Here is a 15,950-nt window from a genome sequence, read left to right on the forward strand (position 1 = left end):
GTCCTCCTTTCTGCGACCGGACATCGCCAGAGATCGTCCGTTTAAGAAGAATAGAAATAAAAGCCACGTCCTGTTTTTTTCCCGAGCCAGCCTGCTTTTACATAGTTACGTAGAAGCGGGCACGGCCGGTACTTATCATCACCGAAGCCGTCATGCAAGGTTTCCATAATGAAAAGACACGTATCCAGGCCGATCAAATCAGCAAGTGCCAGCGGCCCAAGCGGATGGTTCATACCGAGCGTCATCACGTTATCGACTGCCTCCGGAGACGCCACCCCTTCATACACGGCGTAAACAGCCTCGTTAATCATCGGCATCAACACACGATTTGAGACAAAACCCGGATAGTCATTCACTTCTATCGCTGTTTTCCCAAGCGACTCACACACCGCTCTTCCTGTTTCAGCTGTTTCTTCTGCTGTAGACAGGCCCCGAATGATCTCGACCAGTTTCATTACCGGAACTGGGTTCATGAAGTGCATGCCGATCACTTGTGCCGGCCTGTTCGTCACGGAAGCTAATTCTGTGATGGAAAGAGAAGAGGTGTTAGACGCGAGGATGGCATGAGGTGGTGCGAGTGGGTCAACTTCATGAAAAATACGTTTCTTCACGTCTTTATTTTCCGTTACCGCTTCAACGATTAAATCGGCCTCTCCGGCCCGTCGAAGGTGAGAAGTAGAATGGATACGCTTGATCATCTCCTTCCCCTCTCCCTCGGAGAGCCGGTTTTTTTCCCGCTGTCGTTCCACGTTTCTTTCGATTCGTTCCATTCCTTTTTCGAGCTGCTTTTTCTCCATATCGTACCAGATGACGTGATAGCCTGCCTGGGCATGTACCTGAGCGATCCCAGTTCCCATCTGCCCTGCCCCGATAACCATGACGGTATGAATATTCATCTGCTTTCCTCCCCGGTTTTTTGCTTGATTGTCTGTTACGGCACGTCAATCATGACCGCATCTCCTTGCCCGCCGCCACTGCAAATGGCAGCAATTCCTCTTCCGCCGCCGCGCCTTCTCAATTCATGAGCAAGTGTTAAAATAATTCTCGTACCACTTGCTCCAATAGGATGTCCGAGTGCAACAGCCCCGCCGTTCACATTCACTTTTTCTGGCGCTATTCCGGTTGATTTACCGTTTAATAGCGCAACTGCGGCAAACGCTTCATTTATTTCGAATACATCTATATCGGCGAGTGTCCGACCTGTTTTCTTTAACAGCTTTTGAATAACGAGCCCTGGTGTTTTGGGAAAATCCTCTGCTTTTACCGCAAGTGCAGCATGGCCGGTTATCGTCGCAAGTGGCTGTATTCCTTCACGCGCTGCCCGCTTGTCACTCATGAGCAGGAGAGCGCAGGCACCATCATTTACTCCCGGCGCATTTCCGGCTGTAATGGTGCTATTCTCTTTAAAAGCAGGACGCAGCTTCCGCAGGGCCTCCAATGTCGTGTCACTCCGTACCGCTTCATCTTCCGTAACTAGGACGGGAGAGGACCTCCTTTTCGGCACTTCTACCGGGACAATTTCTTCCGCAAAAAATCCTTGTTGCCCTGCTTTCCCTGCTCGTTCGTGACTGCGGAGCGCCCATCTGTCCTGCATTTCCCGGGAAATACCGTAATAGTCTGCAGCCTCGTTACCGTACACGCCCATGTGAACACCATGAAACGAGCAGGTGAGCCCGTCATGAATCATCATATCTTGCAGGACAGCATCGCCCATCCGGCTTCCCCACCGTGCTTTCGGTACGACGTAGGGAGCATTGCTCATCGACTCCATCCCTCCTGCGATCACGACCTCTCCGTCCCCCGCTCTGATGATTTGGTCCGCCATCGTCACGGTCCGCATACCTGACGCACATACTTTATTGATGGTCTCGGTTGTCACTTCCCACGGAAGCCCGGCATTCCGTGCTGCCTGCCGTGACGGAAGCTGGCCTTGCCCGCCTTGCAGCACGTTCCCCATTAACACCTCTTCTACCGCCGCAGGGTCGGTGCCGGTCTTCGAGAGTACCCCTTTTATAGCAGCGCCGCCCAACTCTCCTGCCGTTAACGGAGCCAGGGAACCGCCGAATGTTCCAAAGGGTGTCCGCGCACCGGCTGCAATGACCGTCCTCGTCATAGTCCCGCTCCTTCCTTCGCGTCCTCGCCCCTGCCAAAGACAGCGAGTGCCAGAATTTCTGCTATATCCATTGTTTTCACGTCCTCTTCCACTTCCTTTTCCTTCGTCCCGTCCGCTAACATCGTCAAACAGTACGGGCAGCCACTCCCAATGAGGGACGGACTTACCGCCAAAGCTTGTTCCGTGCGGGCTGTGTTCACACGCTGGCCGACTTCTTCTTCCATCCACATCATGCCGCCCCCTGCTCCGCAGCACATCGCGTTTTCGCGGCTTCGTTCCATCTCGACAATCGTTAAACCCGGGATCGCCTGCAGAACCGCGCGCGGGGAATCGTAGACATCGTTATAGCGGCCGAGGTAACAAGAATCGTGATACGTAATCGTTTCTCTCACTTCATGCGTTGGCGTCAGCTTTCCTGTGCGAATGAGTTCTGCAAGCAACTCCGTATGATGAAAGATTTCCGTATCTTCAAGACCAAATTCCGGGTATTCGTTTTTAAAGGAATTATAGGCATGAGGATCAATCGTGACGACTTTCTTTACATCATGTTGTTGAAATTCAGCTATATTCGCAGCGGCCAGCTCCTGAAACAAAAATTCATTGCCGATACGCCGCGGGGTATCACCGGAATTTTTCTCTTTATTTCCGAGAATCGCAAACGTCACCCCGGCCTCATTCAACAATTTCGCAAAAGACTGGGCAATCTTTTGGCTTCGCTTATCATAAGAACCCATTGACCCGACAAAAAACAAATATTCCGGAGGCGCTGCTTCTCCTTGTTCCTGCCATTCTTTTACAGTTGGGGCCTTCATATCGGTGCGCCCCTCTCGCCATTTTTCCCGGTCTTTGCGGCTGATCCCCCACGGGTTCCCCTGCCTTTCAATGTTCATAAGGGCGCGCTGGGCCTCACTGTCCATCTTTCCTTCTGTCAACACGAGGTAACGGCGCAGGTCGATAATTTTATCGACATGTTCGTTCATGACCGGACATGCGTCTTCACAATTGCGGCACGTCGTACACGCCCAGATCTCTTCCTCGGTAATAACATCCCCGATCAAACGCGCGTCGTATCCAGCCGCCGATTCTTTTGCCCCCGCTCCGCTTGCGGCCAGTTGATTGCCGCTCGTATGGCGAAAAGCAAATGCCGGCAGCCACGGGGATTGGGACGTGATAGCTGCCCCTTTTTCTGTTAAATGATCACGCATTTTGATCAGCAGATCCATCGGGGAAAGCATCTTCCCGGTACCGGCTGCAGGACACACATTCGTACAGCGCCCGCACTCTACACATGCATACAAATCGAGCAGCTGCTTCTGGTTAAAATCCTCGATCTTGTCGATGCCGAATTCTTCCTGCGTCTCATCTTCAAAATCGATCGAGGCCAGCTGCCCAACCGGGTGGGTCCGTCCGAGCCACACATTAACAGGGCCGGCAATGATGTGCGCATGCTTGGACTGGGGAACATACACTAAAAAACTTAATAAAAACAATACATGCAGCCACCAGAAAATGAAAAACAAAACACCAGCTCCCTCTGTTCCAAGCGGAGAGGCAGCCGCCGCTATGAGAGAGGCGAGCGGTTCAAAAGCAAAAAGCCCTTTATCCAGCCAGATAATCTCCATCCCTTTTGCCAGCAGTTTCGACGTCATCAACCCGCCGATGAACAGAAGAACGATACCCGCTTTCCAGCCGCGTTTTAAACGGACGAGCTTCTCAACGTAACGGCGGTGAAAAGCCCAAACGACCGCTGCTAGGATAAGAAAAACGACAATCTCTTGAAAAAGAGTAAAGTACGGGTATAGCGGTCCAAGCGGCAAGTGGGAACCAATCGCAAGCCCCTTCCAGATCGTATCGATCGCACTGAATTGGACGAGCAGGAACCCGTAAAAAAACACAACATGAATCGTACCGCTCTTTTTGTCTTTTAGAAGCTTTTTTTGCCCCAATACATTGGTCTTTACCGCTTCCCACCGCTCCTTCACGGTGTGGGTAAACGCTGCCTTTCTTCCGAGCTTTATATAAGAGGTGCGGGTCTGTACAACTTTCACAAAAAGAAACAGCGCATAGGCAGTGACGAAGAGAAATCCTACCCAGTTTACTAGCAGGAGCATACTCATGAAGCATTTCCCCTTTCCCTCATGCTGGCTTTTCATTCGCTCACTTTATTTACATTTTTTCTTAAAAAAAAAATATTGTGAAATGAATACACCATAACAACTACACTTTCAATCAGCTCTGGGCGGCGGACGATAGTACCCACGAGGCATAGGTGCGATAAAACGTATCTTTTTGGGTACTCTATATAATATCTATGTATGGGGAGGTTTACTCCATGATCATTTTCTATGTGATCATAGGACTCATCCTATTAGTATGCGTGTGGGGATGGCTCGATGTGTCATTCGGAAAAAGACAGCACAAAAAACAACAGAATACGGTTTGTTATCCTTCGCGGCAAAGCAATGTCGACTGGTTTGATGATGGCAAACGTTTTTTTGACTCTTTGTTTCGTGATATTTCCGAGGCTTCCAACCATGTGTATATGCTTTTTTTTGTTTTTCGGGATGACAGTCTTGGCAGCCAGCTAATCGATCTACTCTCCGAAAAAGCTGCCGCAGGAGTGGAGGTCATCGTGCTGGTTGATCGTCTTGGAGCCGGTCTTAAGCGCAGTGGCCGGAAAAGGCTTGAGAAGAACGGCGTCCAGTTTGCGTATTCCCAAAAACCAACCTTCCCTTTTTTTCTTTATTCCCTTAACCGGCGGAATCATCGAAAAATAACCGTGATAGACGGCAAAACCGGCTATCTCGGCGGCTTCAATGTGGGAGATGAGTATTTGGGACGCGATCCTAAGCTAGCGTATTGGCGTGACTTTCATTGCCGTTTTCACGGAACGGGCGTCCAGGATCTTACAACTCACTTTCTGAAAGACTGGAACGAAGCTGGACAAACCGCTCCTCGATCTGCCGAGTTTAACCCACACCTCCCCGAAGGAAGGCAGCAGACTACATTCATCTCGACGGATGGCCATGGGTTAGTCGCTCTGTATGAAAAAGCGATTCGGGAAGCCGACCGTTCTATCTATATTGCCAGTCCTTATTTCATCCCGCCCCGCCCGTTACAACAGGCATTAACGGAGGCGCTTAAACGCGGAGTGAAAGTCCACATCATACTACCTGAAAAGAAAGACCATCCCTTTGTGAAAGAAGCCTCCTTCTACTATTTACGGCCGCTTCTTCATGCAGGCGCTTCTGTCTATCACTACCAGCTTGGATTTTACCACGCTAAAGCATTTCTAACCGACGATCACGTTAGTATCGCCGGCACAGCTAACTTTGACCGCCGTAGTTTTTGTTTAAACAACGAAATGAACACTATTTTTTCAGACGACCAGGTCATCCGGGCTGTCAAACATTCGCTGTTAACAGATATGAAGCAATCTACGAAAGTAACCTTGGCCGACTTGGAGAAAACCGGCACCGGAAAAGCTTATGAAAAAATTGCCTTATGTTTAAGAGGGGCCTTGTAGATGCAAACAGGCTTAGTGTTGCTGGGATGACGTCGTTATTTCTTCGTAAGCACTTTTTAGCGACATCATATGCTTCCTATGATGTCGTTATCTTCGTGCTTGCTTCTTTTCATGGCGCCATTCGCACGCTTAGACGTCGTTATTCTCCCCTTCCCCGCTTTTCACAACGTCATTCACTCCCTGCGACGTCGTTATTCTACTCCCGCCTGTTTTTCACGACTTCATTCACACGCTACGACGTCGCTATTCCGTCCCTCTCTGCTTTTCGCGACTCCATTCACTCCCTGCGACGTCGCTATTCCGTCCCTCCCTGCTTTTCACAACGCCATTCACTCCCTGCGACGTCGCTATTCCACCCCCGCCTGTTTTTCACGACGCTATTCTCTTCCTATGATGCTTCTATTTCTTTCCCACCACTTTTCTACGACGTCATCCAAGGGAGTGGAAAGTCTTTAGGAGGTTTGCGTATGATGGAAAATATGAAAGCAAAAAGCAGCTCCATTCGTTGATTGGAATGGGGCTGCGGCTGTTAAGAGGGCAGCTTGGCGTTGGCAAACCTTTCGACGACTGCGTTAAATGCGTGGGCTTCCAGTGTGGGGATTTGATGCCCGACGCTGTTGATACACACGACATCAAGTTCTGCTTGTTGGGCATGTTTGAAGAAAAGATACTGGTAATAGTGAACATACCAATCGCGAATACCATAAAGAAGCAAAACCGGCACCCTTAAATTCGGAAGACGGGAGGTACATGTATATTCTAGGCCTGATTCATACATGGAGGCAACGAGATGTGGATCTACGTGTCGTACCGTCTCTGCGATCGCTCTCCGGTGTTCTTTATTTGTGGAGTTAGAAAAAGAAAGAATCTGGGCAAGTAATCCCATCAATTCATTTTCCGCGATCCAAATTCCTGTTTCGAATTCTTTTCGAAGCAAGGTTGAGCTCACTTCCGGAAAGCCGCCGGCCAGTACAATTCCGGCTGTGCGCTCCGGCCAGTTTAAGGCAAACTCCAGTGCCACTGATCCTCCGCATGAATAACCCGCGATTATTACTTTTTCCAATTGCAGTTCCTTGACTAAGTTATACGTATCACGCGCCCATTCTTCAATGGTCAACGTGCCCTTTCCATTGCTGCTCTGCCCGTGGCCGCGCGCATTCATACATATGACCTGATAAGACTTTGTCAGTTCGTGCTGGCCCATGAATGTTGCCGCCCCCATTGACGGGGGATGTACGAATAGAAGCGGCGGCCCTTCTCCCCGCACTTCGTAATGAATCGTCGCTCCTTGGGATGAAAAAAACGGCATCCTGCCTCACTCCTCATTCCTCAGCCTCCCCCTCCCTGCAACCAGAGAAGGAGCCAACCATGTATTTTGTAGTCAATAAATATACCGATTATCCCCAGCACACCGGACAAGACAAGGCGGTGCCGGGATAGGGAGACGCAGCCAGGCAAAGATCAGCCCTACTGCCATTCCGGTCGCCAGGGACACCAACATTTCTGGCATTTTGCGTCACTTCCTCGTTTGTAGTATGGTGTGTTACCTGTGTATTATTCTCTCGTCCAGATGTTTCATCCAACCGAAAAAAGAGCTGCTCCAATTGGAACAGCTCCTTATTTCTTGTCTGCATGATCAAATCCCTGTTGGAAACAGTATTCCAGTTCTGTTATAGACAAAACAGACAATTCATCAAGATTCAACGTTTTTTCTATACAATTACAAAAAAACCGCTCTCTTCAAAGAAGAGCGGTTTTTTGTTCTTTACATTTTTTCCGGTGCGGAGACTCCTAACATTTTCATTCCGTTTCGCAATGTTATTTGCACTGCTTTCACAAGGGCGAGCCTTGCTTTTGTTTTCTTTTCATCTTCCGGATCGACGACACGTTCCGCGTTGTAAAAGCTGTGGAACACTGACGCTAATTCGTGCAAATACGTCGTCATTCGGTGCGGGGCATATTTATCAGCTGCGAGCGCAACGGCCTCTGGAAATTCGCCGATCTTCTTTAGCAGATCATATTCCTTTTCGGAAGCAATCGGGGTAAGGTCCGCATTCGGATCAAACGAAAAACCCTTTTCGCTTGCCTGCCTGAAAATACTAGAGAGCCGGGCGTGCGCGTACTGAACGTAATAGACAGGATTCTCATTCGACTGTGACTTTGCCAGACTCAGGTCGAAGTCCAGATGCGTATCGGCACTTCTCATCGCAAAGAAATACCGGGTCGCATCAATGCCGACTTCCTCCATGAGATCGCGGAGCGTCACAGCCTTTCCCGTCCGCTTGCTCATCTTCACGCGCTCCCCGTTTTCATACAAGTTCACCATCTGGATAATCTGCGTCTCTAGCTGGTTTTTCTGATACCCGAGGGCTTGTACAGCTGCCTGCATTCGCGGTATGTATCCGTGGTGGTCGGCACCCCAAATATTAATAACTTTGGCAAACCCGCGCTCAAATTTATTCTTATGGTAGGCGATATCCGGCATTAGGTACGTGTAAGAACCGTCGCTTTTCACGAGTACCCGGTCTTTGTCATCTCCATACGTTGTGGACCGGAACCAGACAGCCCCGTCTTGATCATACACTTCTTCTTTTTCACGCAGGAGTTGCAAGGTCTCTTCGACTTTTCCTTCCTCATACAGGGAAGTCTCGGAGAACCAAACGTCAAAATCAACGTGAAAATCATGTAAGTCTTGTTTCAGTTTTTCCATTTCTCGCTTGAGACCGTATTCACGGAAGAACGCCAGCCGTTCTTCTTCCGGCGTATCAATGAAGCGGTCTCCATATGTATCGGCCAGCTCTTTACCAAATTGGCGGACATCCTCCCCGTGGTAACCGTCTTCCGGCATGGAAGCCTCTTTGCCCAGCGCCTCGAAGTAGCGTGCTTCCACGGAATAGGCGAGGTTGTTGATTTGATTGCCGGCATCATTAATGTAATATTCCCGTGTTACGTCATAACCCGCCTTCTCCAAAATATTACAAAGAGAATCACCAACTGCCGCACCACGGGCGTGCCCGAGGTGCAGGTTTCCTGTTGGATTCGCCGACACAAATTCAACCTGCACCTTTTGGTTGTTGCCAAATTCTGAGCACCCGTACGACTGATCCGCCTCCATAACCGCTGGAATCAATTCACGGAGGTAGCCGTTATCGAGGAAAAAATTAATAAACCCAGGTCCGGCAATCTCCATCTTTTCAATAGATGCTTTTGATTTATCGAGATGCTCGGTGATTTCTTCCGCGATCGCCCGCGGCGCTTTTTTCGCGATCCGTGCGAGTTGCATTGCAATATTAGCTGCGAAATCACCGTGTTCTTTTTCTTTCGGAGTTTCAAGAATGATAGCAGGGATCTCTCCCGCAGCAGCCAGCCCGGCTTTTTCGATGGCTTGGGCAATTTCTGCTTTTAATTGTTCTTTCACTTGTTCTACGATGTTCACGCTTCTGTTTCCTCCTCTATCGAAATAGTTACATCATAACGCCCGGCTACCGTTCCTTGCAACGTTAAATCATAGCCGAACTGGATTCTTCCGGTTTTGCCGCTCGCTGACCACATGACCGCGACTTGATCCGTATCTGCTTCTGTTTTAAATGTCCCGTACGGAGTCTGATAACTTCCTTCAGTGATGTTCCCGTACTGATACAGCTGGCGCATCTCGACGGCGCCGGAGCGAAGGACCGTCACTTCCTGCTCGCCTATTTTTAATAACGTTGACACCTTTCCGATGTCTTCTAGGTTTTCAGTGAAAGCGACATACGTAAGGTCGTTTTTTTGATAGAGTTCCCCTTTTGCCTGGAGTTTAACCTGATCACGCGCTTCCTGCTGCTGAATATCAGTCGTCATTTTTACCGCAACCGGCGTTTTTACTACTGACATTTCTGCCACGCCCCTTCTTCTCATTATGGTACAGTAGCCAATCTATGCTTGTTTGACTGTTTCTATTCTTACGTAAGGTTCTGGCGTTTTAATTTGTTGCGTGCCTGTGCGAGTGGCGAAAGCTTTTTAGGCCGTGCCGGACTCTCAGTCTGAGCGGGCGCGGCGGCCTGTTCCACAGGAGCCGCTGCCACTTTGTCCCCTGCTTCTTCTGCTATCGCCGTTTTTTCCAAACGAGAAGGGGGAGGCGGAGAAGCCTCTTCCTCAAAGGACGACGCCGTCTCCTTGTGAGAGGACAGTGGGTTTACAGCCTGCTTGTCCGGCAGTACTCCCAGATCCGGACCTGCGAGCAACATGCGCACCGCGTTAGCTGCTATTGTCTTCCCCTGTTCACTCTCTAAGAACGCCTGTTGTTCTTCGGTGAGACCGTTCCGAGGCACAGCAATCTGAATATGCGTATCGTCACTGGACGTCTCCACAGCCTGTCCGGCTGCCAAACCTTTCTCGATCAAGTATTCTGTCAGCCGGTTCCTACTCCAGCCTGGTTCGTCTCCTAAGATGCGGTTAAACTCTTCCACCCACTCTGCTTTCGCCGAAGGAACAAAAGTGCGGCCAAGACCTCTTACATATCCTGCTTTTTGTTGGGAAGGCTGGACCACTCAATCACCTCCTCTTGTCGTCGGGGCTCCCCGTTCTTAGGACTCCACCGATTCCAGTCCCTCTTCCTCTTTCTCTGTAATGTGAATAAAGTTGGCAATCAAATAGCCCTTCGATGTAAAATATGGCGACTCTTCCACTTTGTCAGGCATGACCACCCATTCCTGCCCCTGAAGCTCTTGAAATTTTTCTTGCACTTCTTTGAATACCGGATAGCCAAACAGCAGGCCCCCGCCTACAAGAACGAGATCGTCCACACCCGCACTGTTCCATGCCGACGTCAACACTTTCTTGTGGTCATTTGCATACTTGCGAATTTCTTCCATCACGATCTCTGTCACATCGGTCTTCTTTTTCGCCTTTAAAAAACGAACTTCAAACACCGGTGACGCTGTTTCTCCTCTAATTACCTCAAGGATCGCCGGTTCAATGACTTCGCTCATAAATTCTTCGCGTGATTGATAAGCGCGCTCTGACTCATCCAAGTCAAACAGTTCCTTTAATGTTTGAAACTCTTCCATATTATCCACTTTCTCACGAATACGATCGATGTATGGATTTGTCCCTTCCACCTGCAAGCTTTGTGACAGATTGCCGTCAATCCCTTCTTCCGTAAAAATAATCATTTCAGACGTGCCGGCACCTAAATCACCTAACGCATACGTATTGGAGAGCCGATCTTGAAGGGTTGTCTCTACCAAATCACCCGCTTGCACGTCAAAGTTAAGCGACAAATCCGTGATCGCCCCTTCTCCGTACATTTTGCCGCTATCAATTATGAGCGTGACCACTTTTTTCTCTAAAGGCCCGTCCATAAATTCGATCGTATGGGTTCCTTTCACACTTTCTAACGCTTTTTCCGAGCCGAGTTCTTTCATCTCACTGACGGGAAGACCGCCGGCATACGGAATATATACTTCCTCTTTCGATTCACGTGCCGCCATAACAGCAAGTCCTGCCAGCGTCGTTACAAGGTGCAGGTCACTGGAAAACTTCGAATGGGAGACGCTCTTTGGTGAATCTTGCAGACTATCATAGGCTGGCTCCATTTTCCCATTTTTGTTGCGGGCAAAATGACCAACGTAGACGTAACGCTCTTGATTAACCGTAGACAACGATTTAGAGGTTATCTTTAAATGAAGCTTTTTATCAATGCTATTCGTTTCCGTTGAGCCTTCAACGGCTGACTTTTTATCTTCGGCCGGAGCAACGATCGTCGGTATCGCAAATGACTCGATGTTCCCGTCCCGGTTTAAGTAGCTGAATTTCGCACTTTTATTCCCTTGGTCGACTCCTGAAATTAACACATTTTCATCGTACAGCTTTTGAATGATATGTAACATGTTCTCGATTCCCCCATTCTATTTTCCAACACTTATTCTCAAAGTATAACGCATAGGCAACATGTTCACCAACATGTTTGTCATTTTTCCCTAACATGTTCTTCTGTTTAATTGAAACTGATAGAACCATAATTTTTATGGCGCTAGAAAGTCTCATGGCCTAGCCAGTGCTTGTTATTGGCAGTTTTGTATCCATAACATGTTTCCTAACATGTTACCGTCAACATGTTAGGAAACATAACAACATAACATGATTACACAACATGTTATAACTATTAGGCTAACATGTTGTGTTTAACAGCTAGTTCTTAACAGGAAACAGCAGGCCTTTGTCGGCTTCTCGCAGTTTGTCATACGAGTAGGCAGCAATGACCGTGTCCTGTACGCCTGTGCCGGTTAAGTCACAAAACGTCACTTGTTTTTCATCGGTTCGCCCTTTTTCCTTCCCGAGCGACAGATTACCCAATTCTACAATGGGGCTGTCTTCTTTGATTACCTTTGCATCCAATGCGTGATGGTGTTCTCCCAGCCGGAAAACCTGGCTTTTGGAATCACAAGCGAGAACATCGGCGGCACCAAGGACGTACGGATGAATTTCGTTTTTCTCTTCTGCGTCTGATCCCATTGCCGTAATGTGCAGCCCGGGATGCAGCCATTCTTTTTGGATTAAAGGCTCTTTAGCAGGTGTTGTGGTAATGACCGTATCACTTTTACGCACGACTTCTTCCGGACTTTCCGCAGCTTTCACCGTCACACCGAGTACCTCCTGCATCTCCTCTTGGTACTGTTCTACTCGCTCTTTTTTCCTTCCGTACACGAGCACTTCATCAAACTCACGAACGAGTTGAAGGGCCCGCAGCTGATACCGCGCCTGCGTACCCGTTCCAATTATGCCGGCTGTCTTGATTGTCGGATTAGCTAAATATTTAGCCGCCACCGCACCGGCTACTGCGGTTCGTACATCAGTTAAATATCCATTATCCTGCAGAACGGCCTCTGTCATGCCCGTCTCCGTATGAAACAAAAGCATCATGCCGCTCAAGCTTGGGAGCCCTTTTTTCGGATTATCAAAAAAGCCCGAAGAAATTTTCAAAGCAAACGTCTTCATCCCTTTAATATAGGCAGTTTTCACATCAACTTCCCCGTTGTTCTCGGGAAGATCCACCCGTAAAATCGGCGGCATCGTCACTTCTTGTTTCGCTAATTTTCGGAATCCTTCTTCAATTAACTCCAGTGCTTTCTTATTCACATCCGTGACTTGGCGAATGTCCTCTTCAGAAAAAATGTACATACGTAGCACTCCTTTCTGTGTCGCCGCAAGCGACGAGAGTTCCCCCCTATTCTCTTTATTCCTTCTCTCTTTGACAGAAAAAACCTTTTTATTTCGTTCTCTAAACCAATTATATAATCCACCTAACTATTTCATTCCGAACAACTTGCATAAGGGATCGGACGGTGATTTCCACAGCAGGCAGACGGGTTTAGCAGAAAATTCCGCTATCTGAGCAGTTATTCCTGCAGATGACGCCTCCAAATAGAGCGAATAACAAAATAACAGCTGCATTCGGCGTGTATGATGCTGTCAAATTATTCGAATTGGAAAATAACGACGGCATTGCGGGTGTATGAAGCCGTCAAAAACCCCGGGATCAAAAATAACGACATCATACAGGGTATATGACGTCTTTATTTCACGCTTTTAGCATAATAACAACCCCATGCGAAGCGTATACTGATTCTATTTTATGGTGTTTGCCATATAGCGGCACCATTCGATGCGTGTGACGCTCTACACAATCTCGAAAGCAACAGAACAACAGCATCAGCCCCGCATTATGATACGATTAAGTTGGGAATAGTGGTAAAAGAGATTAATGGATCACAGAAAGGAAGAGTGTGTATGAACGCCTCATCGGAAAAGTTTTTGTTTGACCTACTACAAACCCCATCTCCGTCTGGAATGGAAGAAGAGATTCAGAAGAAGTGGCTTCGCTATATGAAGCCGTTTGCGGATAAGCTGGAGACAGATGATGCCGGAAATGCAATAGCCTCACTGAACCCTGACGCCTCGTTTCAAGTTGTACTGGCGGGACATTGTGATGAAATTGGTTTTTTAGTTAAGTCCATTGATGAAAACGGCTACGTGTTCGTCGAAAAGTTGGGAGGGATCAGCCATAAACCGGCTTTAGGCATGAAAGTCGAGATACTCGGCAAACACGAACGTATTACCGGCGTGATCGGCATCAAAGCAGAACATCACGGCGGGGCAGATGATAAATTCGAGTTCTCCGACTTATTTATTGACTGCGGAGCGAAGAATAAAAAAGAGATGGAGCAGTATATTTCAGTAGGGGACACCGCTGTTTATAAACGTGAACCCGAGTCTCTTTTAAATAACCGGATCAGCGGACGCGGACTTGATAACCGCACCGGAGCGTTTATTGTCGCCGAGACACTTCGACAACTTCGTAAAGTGAACCCGCGTATTGGCGTTTCAGCGGTAAGTACGGTGAATGAAGAGACTAATCTGGGGGGTGCCTATTTTGCAGGTGCTGGTCTCAAGCCTGACCTGGCCATCGCTGTTGATGTCACGTTTGCTACCGACTATCCTGGTGCCAACTCAGACCAGCAGGCTCCGGTGACGCTTGGCGGCGGACCCGTCCTTGCGAAAGGGGCGCCGATCAATCGAAAAGCAAATGAACTACTGGAAGGGGCGGCACAGGGCAAAAGTATTCCGCTTCAATATGAACTAACTCCGCGCAGCACTGGTACAGACGCCGACCAACTGCGAAAAACAGGCAAAGGGGTGCCCGTTGCGCTCGTCTCACTGCCACTCCGTTATATGCATGCACCCGTAGAAACAGCAAGCCTTGATGACATTCAACAGTCGGTTGACCTGTTAGTCGCGATGTTATCCAAAATGGATGGAGCCGAAAACTTAAAACCAGTCTCCCTCGATGTAGATAAGCTATAATTCACCAGCCTCACTGATGATTTTTGACAGAAAGGTGAGCATCTTCCCCCTGTTTTCTATTGTTTTACGTTACAATGTAAAACATATCTAGAAAACGTGAAGAAAGGTCGCTTGATACACGTATGGAACCTTCAACTGCCTCTCAACAGAAGCTAAGTGTCGGGCGGCGTTTGTGGATGGCTGTGCTTCTTGGATCTCTCGCTGCTTTCGGTCCTTTAACTGTCGACATGTATTTACCGAGTTTTCCAGCGATCGCCGATGATTTAGAGACAAGTGCTCCTCTCGTCCAATTAAGTTTAACAGCCTGCCTGCTGGGACTTGCCGGCGGCCAGCTCATTATTGGTCCTGTCAGCGATATGAAAGGGAGGAGAAAACCGCTCCTTCTATCGCTGCTTCTTTACTTAACCGCTTCGATTATTTGCCTGATAGCACCGTCCATTTGGGTTCTCATCTTTGGCCGGTTCTTGCAAGGCTTTTCTGCCTCCGCCGGGATCGTCATATCGCGTGCTGTCGTGCGCGACTTATATTCAGGTAATGAATTAACGAAGTTTTTTGCCCTACTTATGCTCGTCAATGGGCTTGCCCCGATACTCGCGCCTGCTTCGGGCGGCCTTGTGCTTAACTTCACGAGCTGGCACGGGGTATTTGCCGTTTTGAGTGCGATCGGTCTCATTATGTTTGTAACCGTCATGTTCGCCCTCCCAGAGACCTTACACGAAGAGAACCGTTCGGAAACAAGCATTAAGAAAACGATCGTCACTTTTGGCGATTTGATTAAGGATAAACCATTTCTTGGCTATGCACTCGCTCAAGGTTTAATCATGGGAGGGATTTTTGCCTATGTATCAGGAAGCCCGTTTGTTTTCCAAGGCATTTACGGTGTATCTCCGCAGACATTTGGTTTTCTGATGGCCGTCAACGGGCTGGGAATCATTATTGGCAGCCAAACAACTGGCAGGTTAGCGGGGATTATCCCGGAAAGAAGGCTGTTATTTTTTGGGCTGCTTCTCACCTCTGTCTCGAGTACTTTTTTAATGATCATGATACTGCTTCAGGCCCCGCTCGTTTTTATTGTCATCCCGCTATTTCTAATTGTGACATCAGTTGGATTCATTAACACAAACAGTTTTTCACTGGCGATGCAGTCACAGGGCCACCGCGCAGGAAGCGCCTCTGCACTCTTAGGCTTAACGCCGTTTGTAATGGGCTCCATCACAGCACCGCTCGTTGGAATCGCTGGGGAATCAACGGCCGTTCCAATGGGAATCATTATCATGACTGCCGATCTCGGAGCCCTTATCATCTGTTGGCTGCTCGTTCGTCAAAAAAACAAAACAGCCTCCTAGCATAGAGACCGGAACAAACGTATAGAACCACCAAATAATCCGAACGATTGCATCCAATCCGTTCGGATTATTTAGTTAAAGCTTGGACATAGTTGAACAGGAAGAGGGTGAAAAAGATTCA

13 protein-coding genes are annotated in these 15,950 nt (G+C 48.5%); 3 read left to right on the forward strand and 10 right to left on the reverse strand.

Translation table 11 applies throughout. The features are described from left to right. Positions 1 to 41: 41 nt before the first annotated feature. The 3 genes from LOR49_RS09155 to LOR49_RS09165 are packed head-to-tail and all read right to left on the reverse strand — an operon-like array spanning position 42 to position 4,230. Complete coding sequence (locus LOR49_RS09155; protein WP_240376209.1) at positions 42 to 896, reverse strand: 3-hydroxybutyryl-CoA dehydrogenase; 855 nt, start codon at positions 894 to 896, stop codon at positions 42 to 44. A 35-nt stretch (positions 897 to 931) separates the two neighbouring features. Continuing rightward, positions 932 to 2,113 carry an acetyl-CoA C-acetyltransferase gene (locus tag LOR49_RS09160; protein ID WP_240376211.1) on the reverse strand — a complete coding sequence of 394 codons (1,182 nt, stop codon included), beginning with the start codon at positions 2,111 to 2,113 and terminating at the stop codon, positions 932 to 934. After that, positions 2,110 to 4,230, reverse strand: a complete 2,121-nt coding sequence (locus tag LOR49_RS09165) for a (Fe-S)-binding protein (RefSeq protein ID WP_240376213.1) — start codon at positions 4,228 to 4,230, stop codon at positions 2,110 to 2,112. Before LOR49_RS09165 ends, LOR49_RS09160 begins: the two co-directional genes overlap by 4 nt. 215 nt (positions 4,231 to 4,445) lie before the next feature. Between LOR49_RS09165 and LOR49_RS09170 the strand changes: the two genes are divergently transcribed. Then, positions 4,446 to 5,639, forward strand: coding sequence for a phospholipase D-like domain-containing protein (locus LOR49_RS09170; RefSeq protein ID WP_240376214.1), 1,194 nt, complete (start codon positions 4,446 to 4,448; stop codon positions 5,637 to 5,639). 529 nt (positions 5,640 to 6,168) lie between these two features. Here LOR49_RS09170 and LOR49_RS09175 read toward each other — a convergent pair. From LOR49_RS09175 to LOR49_RS09205, 7 genes are all read right to left on the reverse strand, one after another. After that, a complete protein-coding gene (locus LOR49_RS09175; RefSeq protein WP_240376215.1) occupies positions 6,169 to 6,948 on the reverse strand; it encodes an alpha/beta fold hydrolase in 780 nt (259 codons plus the stop codon). A 72-nt stretch (positions 6,949 to 7,020) separates the two neighbouring features. Beyond that, positions 7,021 to 7,149, reverse strand: a complete 129-nt coding sequence (locus tag LOR49_RS09180; RefSeq protein ID WP_338021134.1) for a XapX domain-containing protein — start codon at positions 7,147 to 7,149, stop codon at positions 7,021 to 7,023. Between the two features lie 255 nt (positions 7,150 to 7,404). Next, positions 7,405 to 9,075, reverse strand: coding sequence for an arginine--tRNA ligase (gene argS / locus LOR49_RS09185; protein ID WP_240376216.1), 1,671 nt, complete (start codon positions 9,073 to 9,075; stop codon positions 7,405 to 7,407). Then, complete coding sequence (locus tag LOR49_RS09190; protein WP_240376217.1) at positions 9,072 to 9,512, reverse strand: YwiB family protein; 441 nt, start codon at positions 9,510 to 9,512, stop codon at positions 9,072 to 9,074. Before LOR49_RS09190 ends, argS begins: the two co-directional genes overlap by 4 nt. A 68-nt stretch (positions 9,513 to 9,580) precedes the next feature. Beyond that, positions 9,581 to 10,168 (reverse strand): hypothetical protein, encoded by a 588-nt coding sequence (locus LOR49_RS09195; protein WP_240376218.1) that lies wholly within the window; start codon positions 10,166 to 10,168, stop codon positions 9,581 to 9,583. Between the two features lie 36 nt (positions 10,169 to 10,204). Beyond that, positions 10,205 to 11,509, reverse strand: a complete 1,305-nt coding sequence (locus LOR49_RS09200) for a ParM/StbA family protein (RefSeq protein WP_240376219.1) — start codon at positions 11,507 to 11,509, stop codon at positions 10,205 to 10,207. A 301-nt stretch (positions 11,510 to 11,810) separates the two neighbouring features. After that, entirely contained in the window at positions 11,811 to 12,800 is a 990-nt protein-coding gene (locus LOR49_RS09205) for a cyclodeaminase (RefSeq protein ID WP_240376220.1), read from the reverse strand. Between the two features lie 609 nt (positions 12,801 to 13,409). On the opposite strand from LOR49_RS09205, the gene LOR49_RS09210 reads away from it, so the two are divergent. Together LOR49_RS09210 and LOR49_RS09215 are read left to right on the forward strand one after the other, a co-directional pair. Then, positions 13,410 to 14,483 carry a M20/M25/M40 family metallo-hydrolase gene (locus LOR49_RS09210; RefSeq protein WP_240376224.1) on the forward strand — a complete coding sequence of 358 codons (1,074 nt, stop codon included), beginning with the start codon at positions 13,410 to 13,412 and terminating at the stop codon, positions 14,481 to 14,483. A gap of 122 nt (positions 14,484 to 14,605) precedes the next feature. Next, complete coding sequence (locus LOR49_RS09215) at positions 14,606 to 15,829, forward strand: multidrug effflux MFS transporter (RefSeq protein WP_240376225.1); 1,224 nt, start codon at positions 14,606 to 14,608, stop codon at positions 15,827 to 15,829. The last annotated feature ends 121 nt before the right edge of the window (positions 15,830 to 15,950 follow it).

Origin of the sequence: Bacillus piscicola, assembly GCF_022458745.1 — a bacterium.
GTDB classification, from domain to species: Bacteria; Bacillota; Bacilli; order Bacillales; family Marinococcaceae; genus Alteribacillus_A; species Alteribacillus_A piscicola.

Excerpts from the sequence above, each read along its gene's own strand:
- LOR49_RS09165 (WP_240376213.1), bottom strand. The coding sequence starts at position 4,230 with ATGAGTATGCTCCTGCTAGTAAACTGGGTAGGATTTCTCTTCGTCACT.
- LOR49_RS09180 (WP_338021134.1), bottom strand. The coding sequence starts at position 7,149 with ATGCCAGAAATGTTGGTGTCCCTGGCGACCGGAATGGCAGTAGGGCTG.
- LOR49_RS09175 (WP_240376215.1), bottom strand. The coding sequence starts at position 6,948 with ATGCCGTTTTTTTCATCCCAAGGAGCGACGATTCATTACGAAGTGCGG.
- LOR49_RS09215 (WP_240376225.1), top strand. The coding sequence starts at position 14,606 with ATGGAACCTTCAACTGCCTCTCAACAGAAGCTAAGTGTCGGGCGGCGT.
- LOR49_RS09190 (WP_240376217.1), bottom strand. The coding sequence starts at position 9,512 with ATGTCAGTAGTAAAAACGCCGGTTGCGGTAAAAATGACGACTGATATT.
- LOR49_RS09155 (WP_240376209.1), bottom strand. The coding sequence starts at position 896 with ATGAATATTCATACCGTCATGGTTATCGGGGCAGGGCAGATGGGAACT.
- LOR49_RS09160 (WP_240376211.1), bottom strand. The coding sequence starts at position 2,113 with ATGACGAGGACGGTCATTGCAGCCGGTGCGCGGACACCCTTTGGAACA.
- LOR49_RS09205 (WP_240376220.1), bottom strand. The coding sequence starts at position 12,800 with ATGTACATTTTTTCTGAAGAGGACATTCGCCAAGTCACGGATGTGAAT.
- LOR49_RS09170 (WP_240376214.1), top strand. The coding sequence starts at position 4,446 with ATGATCATTTTCTATGTGATCATAGGACTCATCCTATTAGTATGCGTG.
- LOR49_RS09200 (WP_240376219.1), bottom strand. The coding sequence starts at position 11,509 with ATGTTACATATCATTCAAAAGCTGTACGATGAAAATGTGTTAATTTCA.
- LOR49_RS09210 (WP_240376224.1), top strand. The coding sequence starts at position 13,410 with ATGAACGCCTCATCGGAAAAGTTTTTGTTTGACCTACTACAAACCCCA.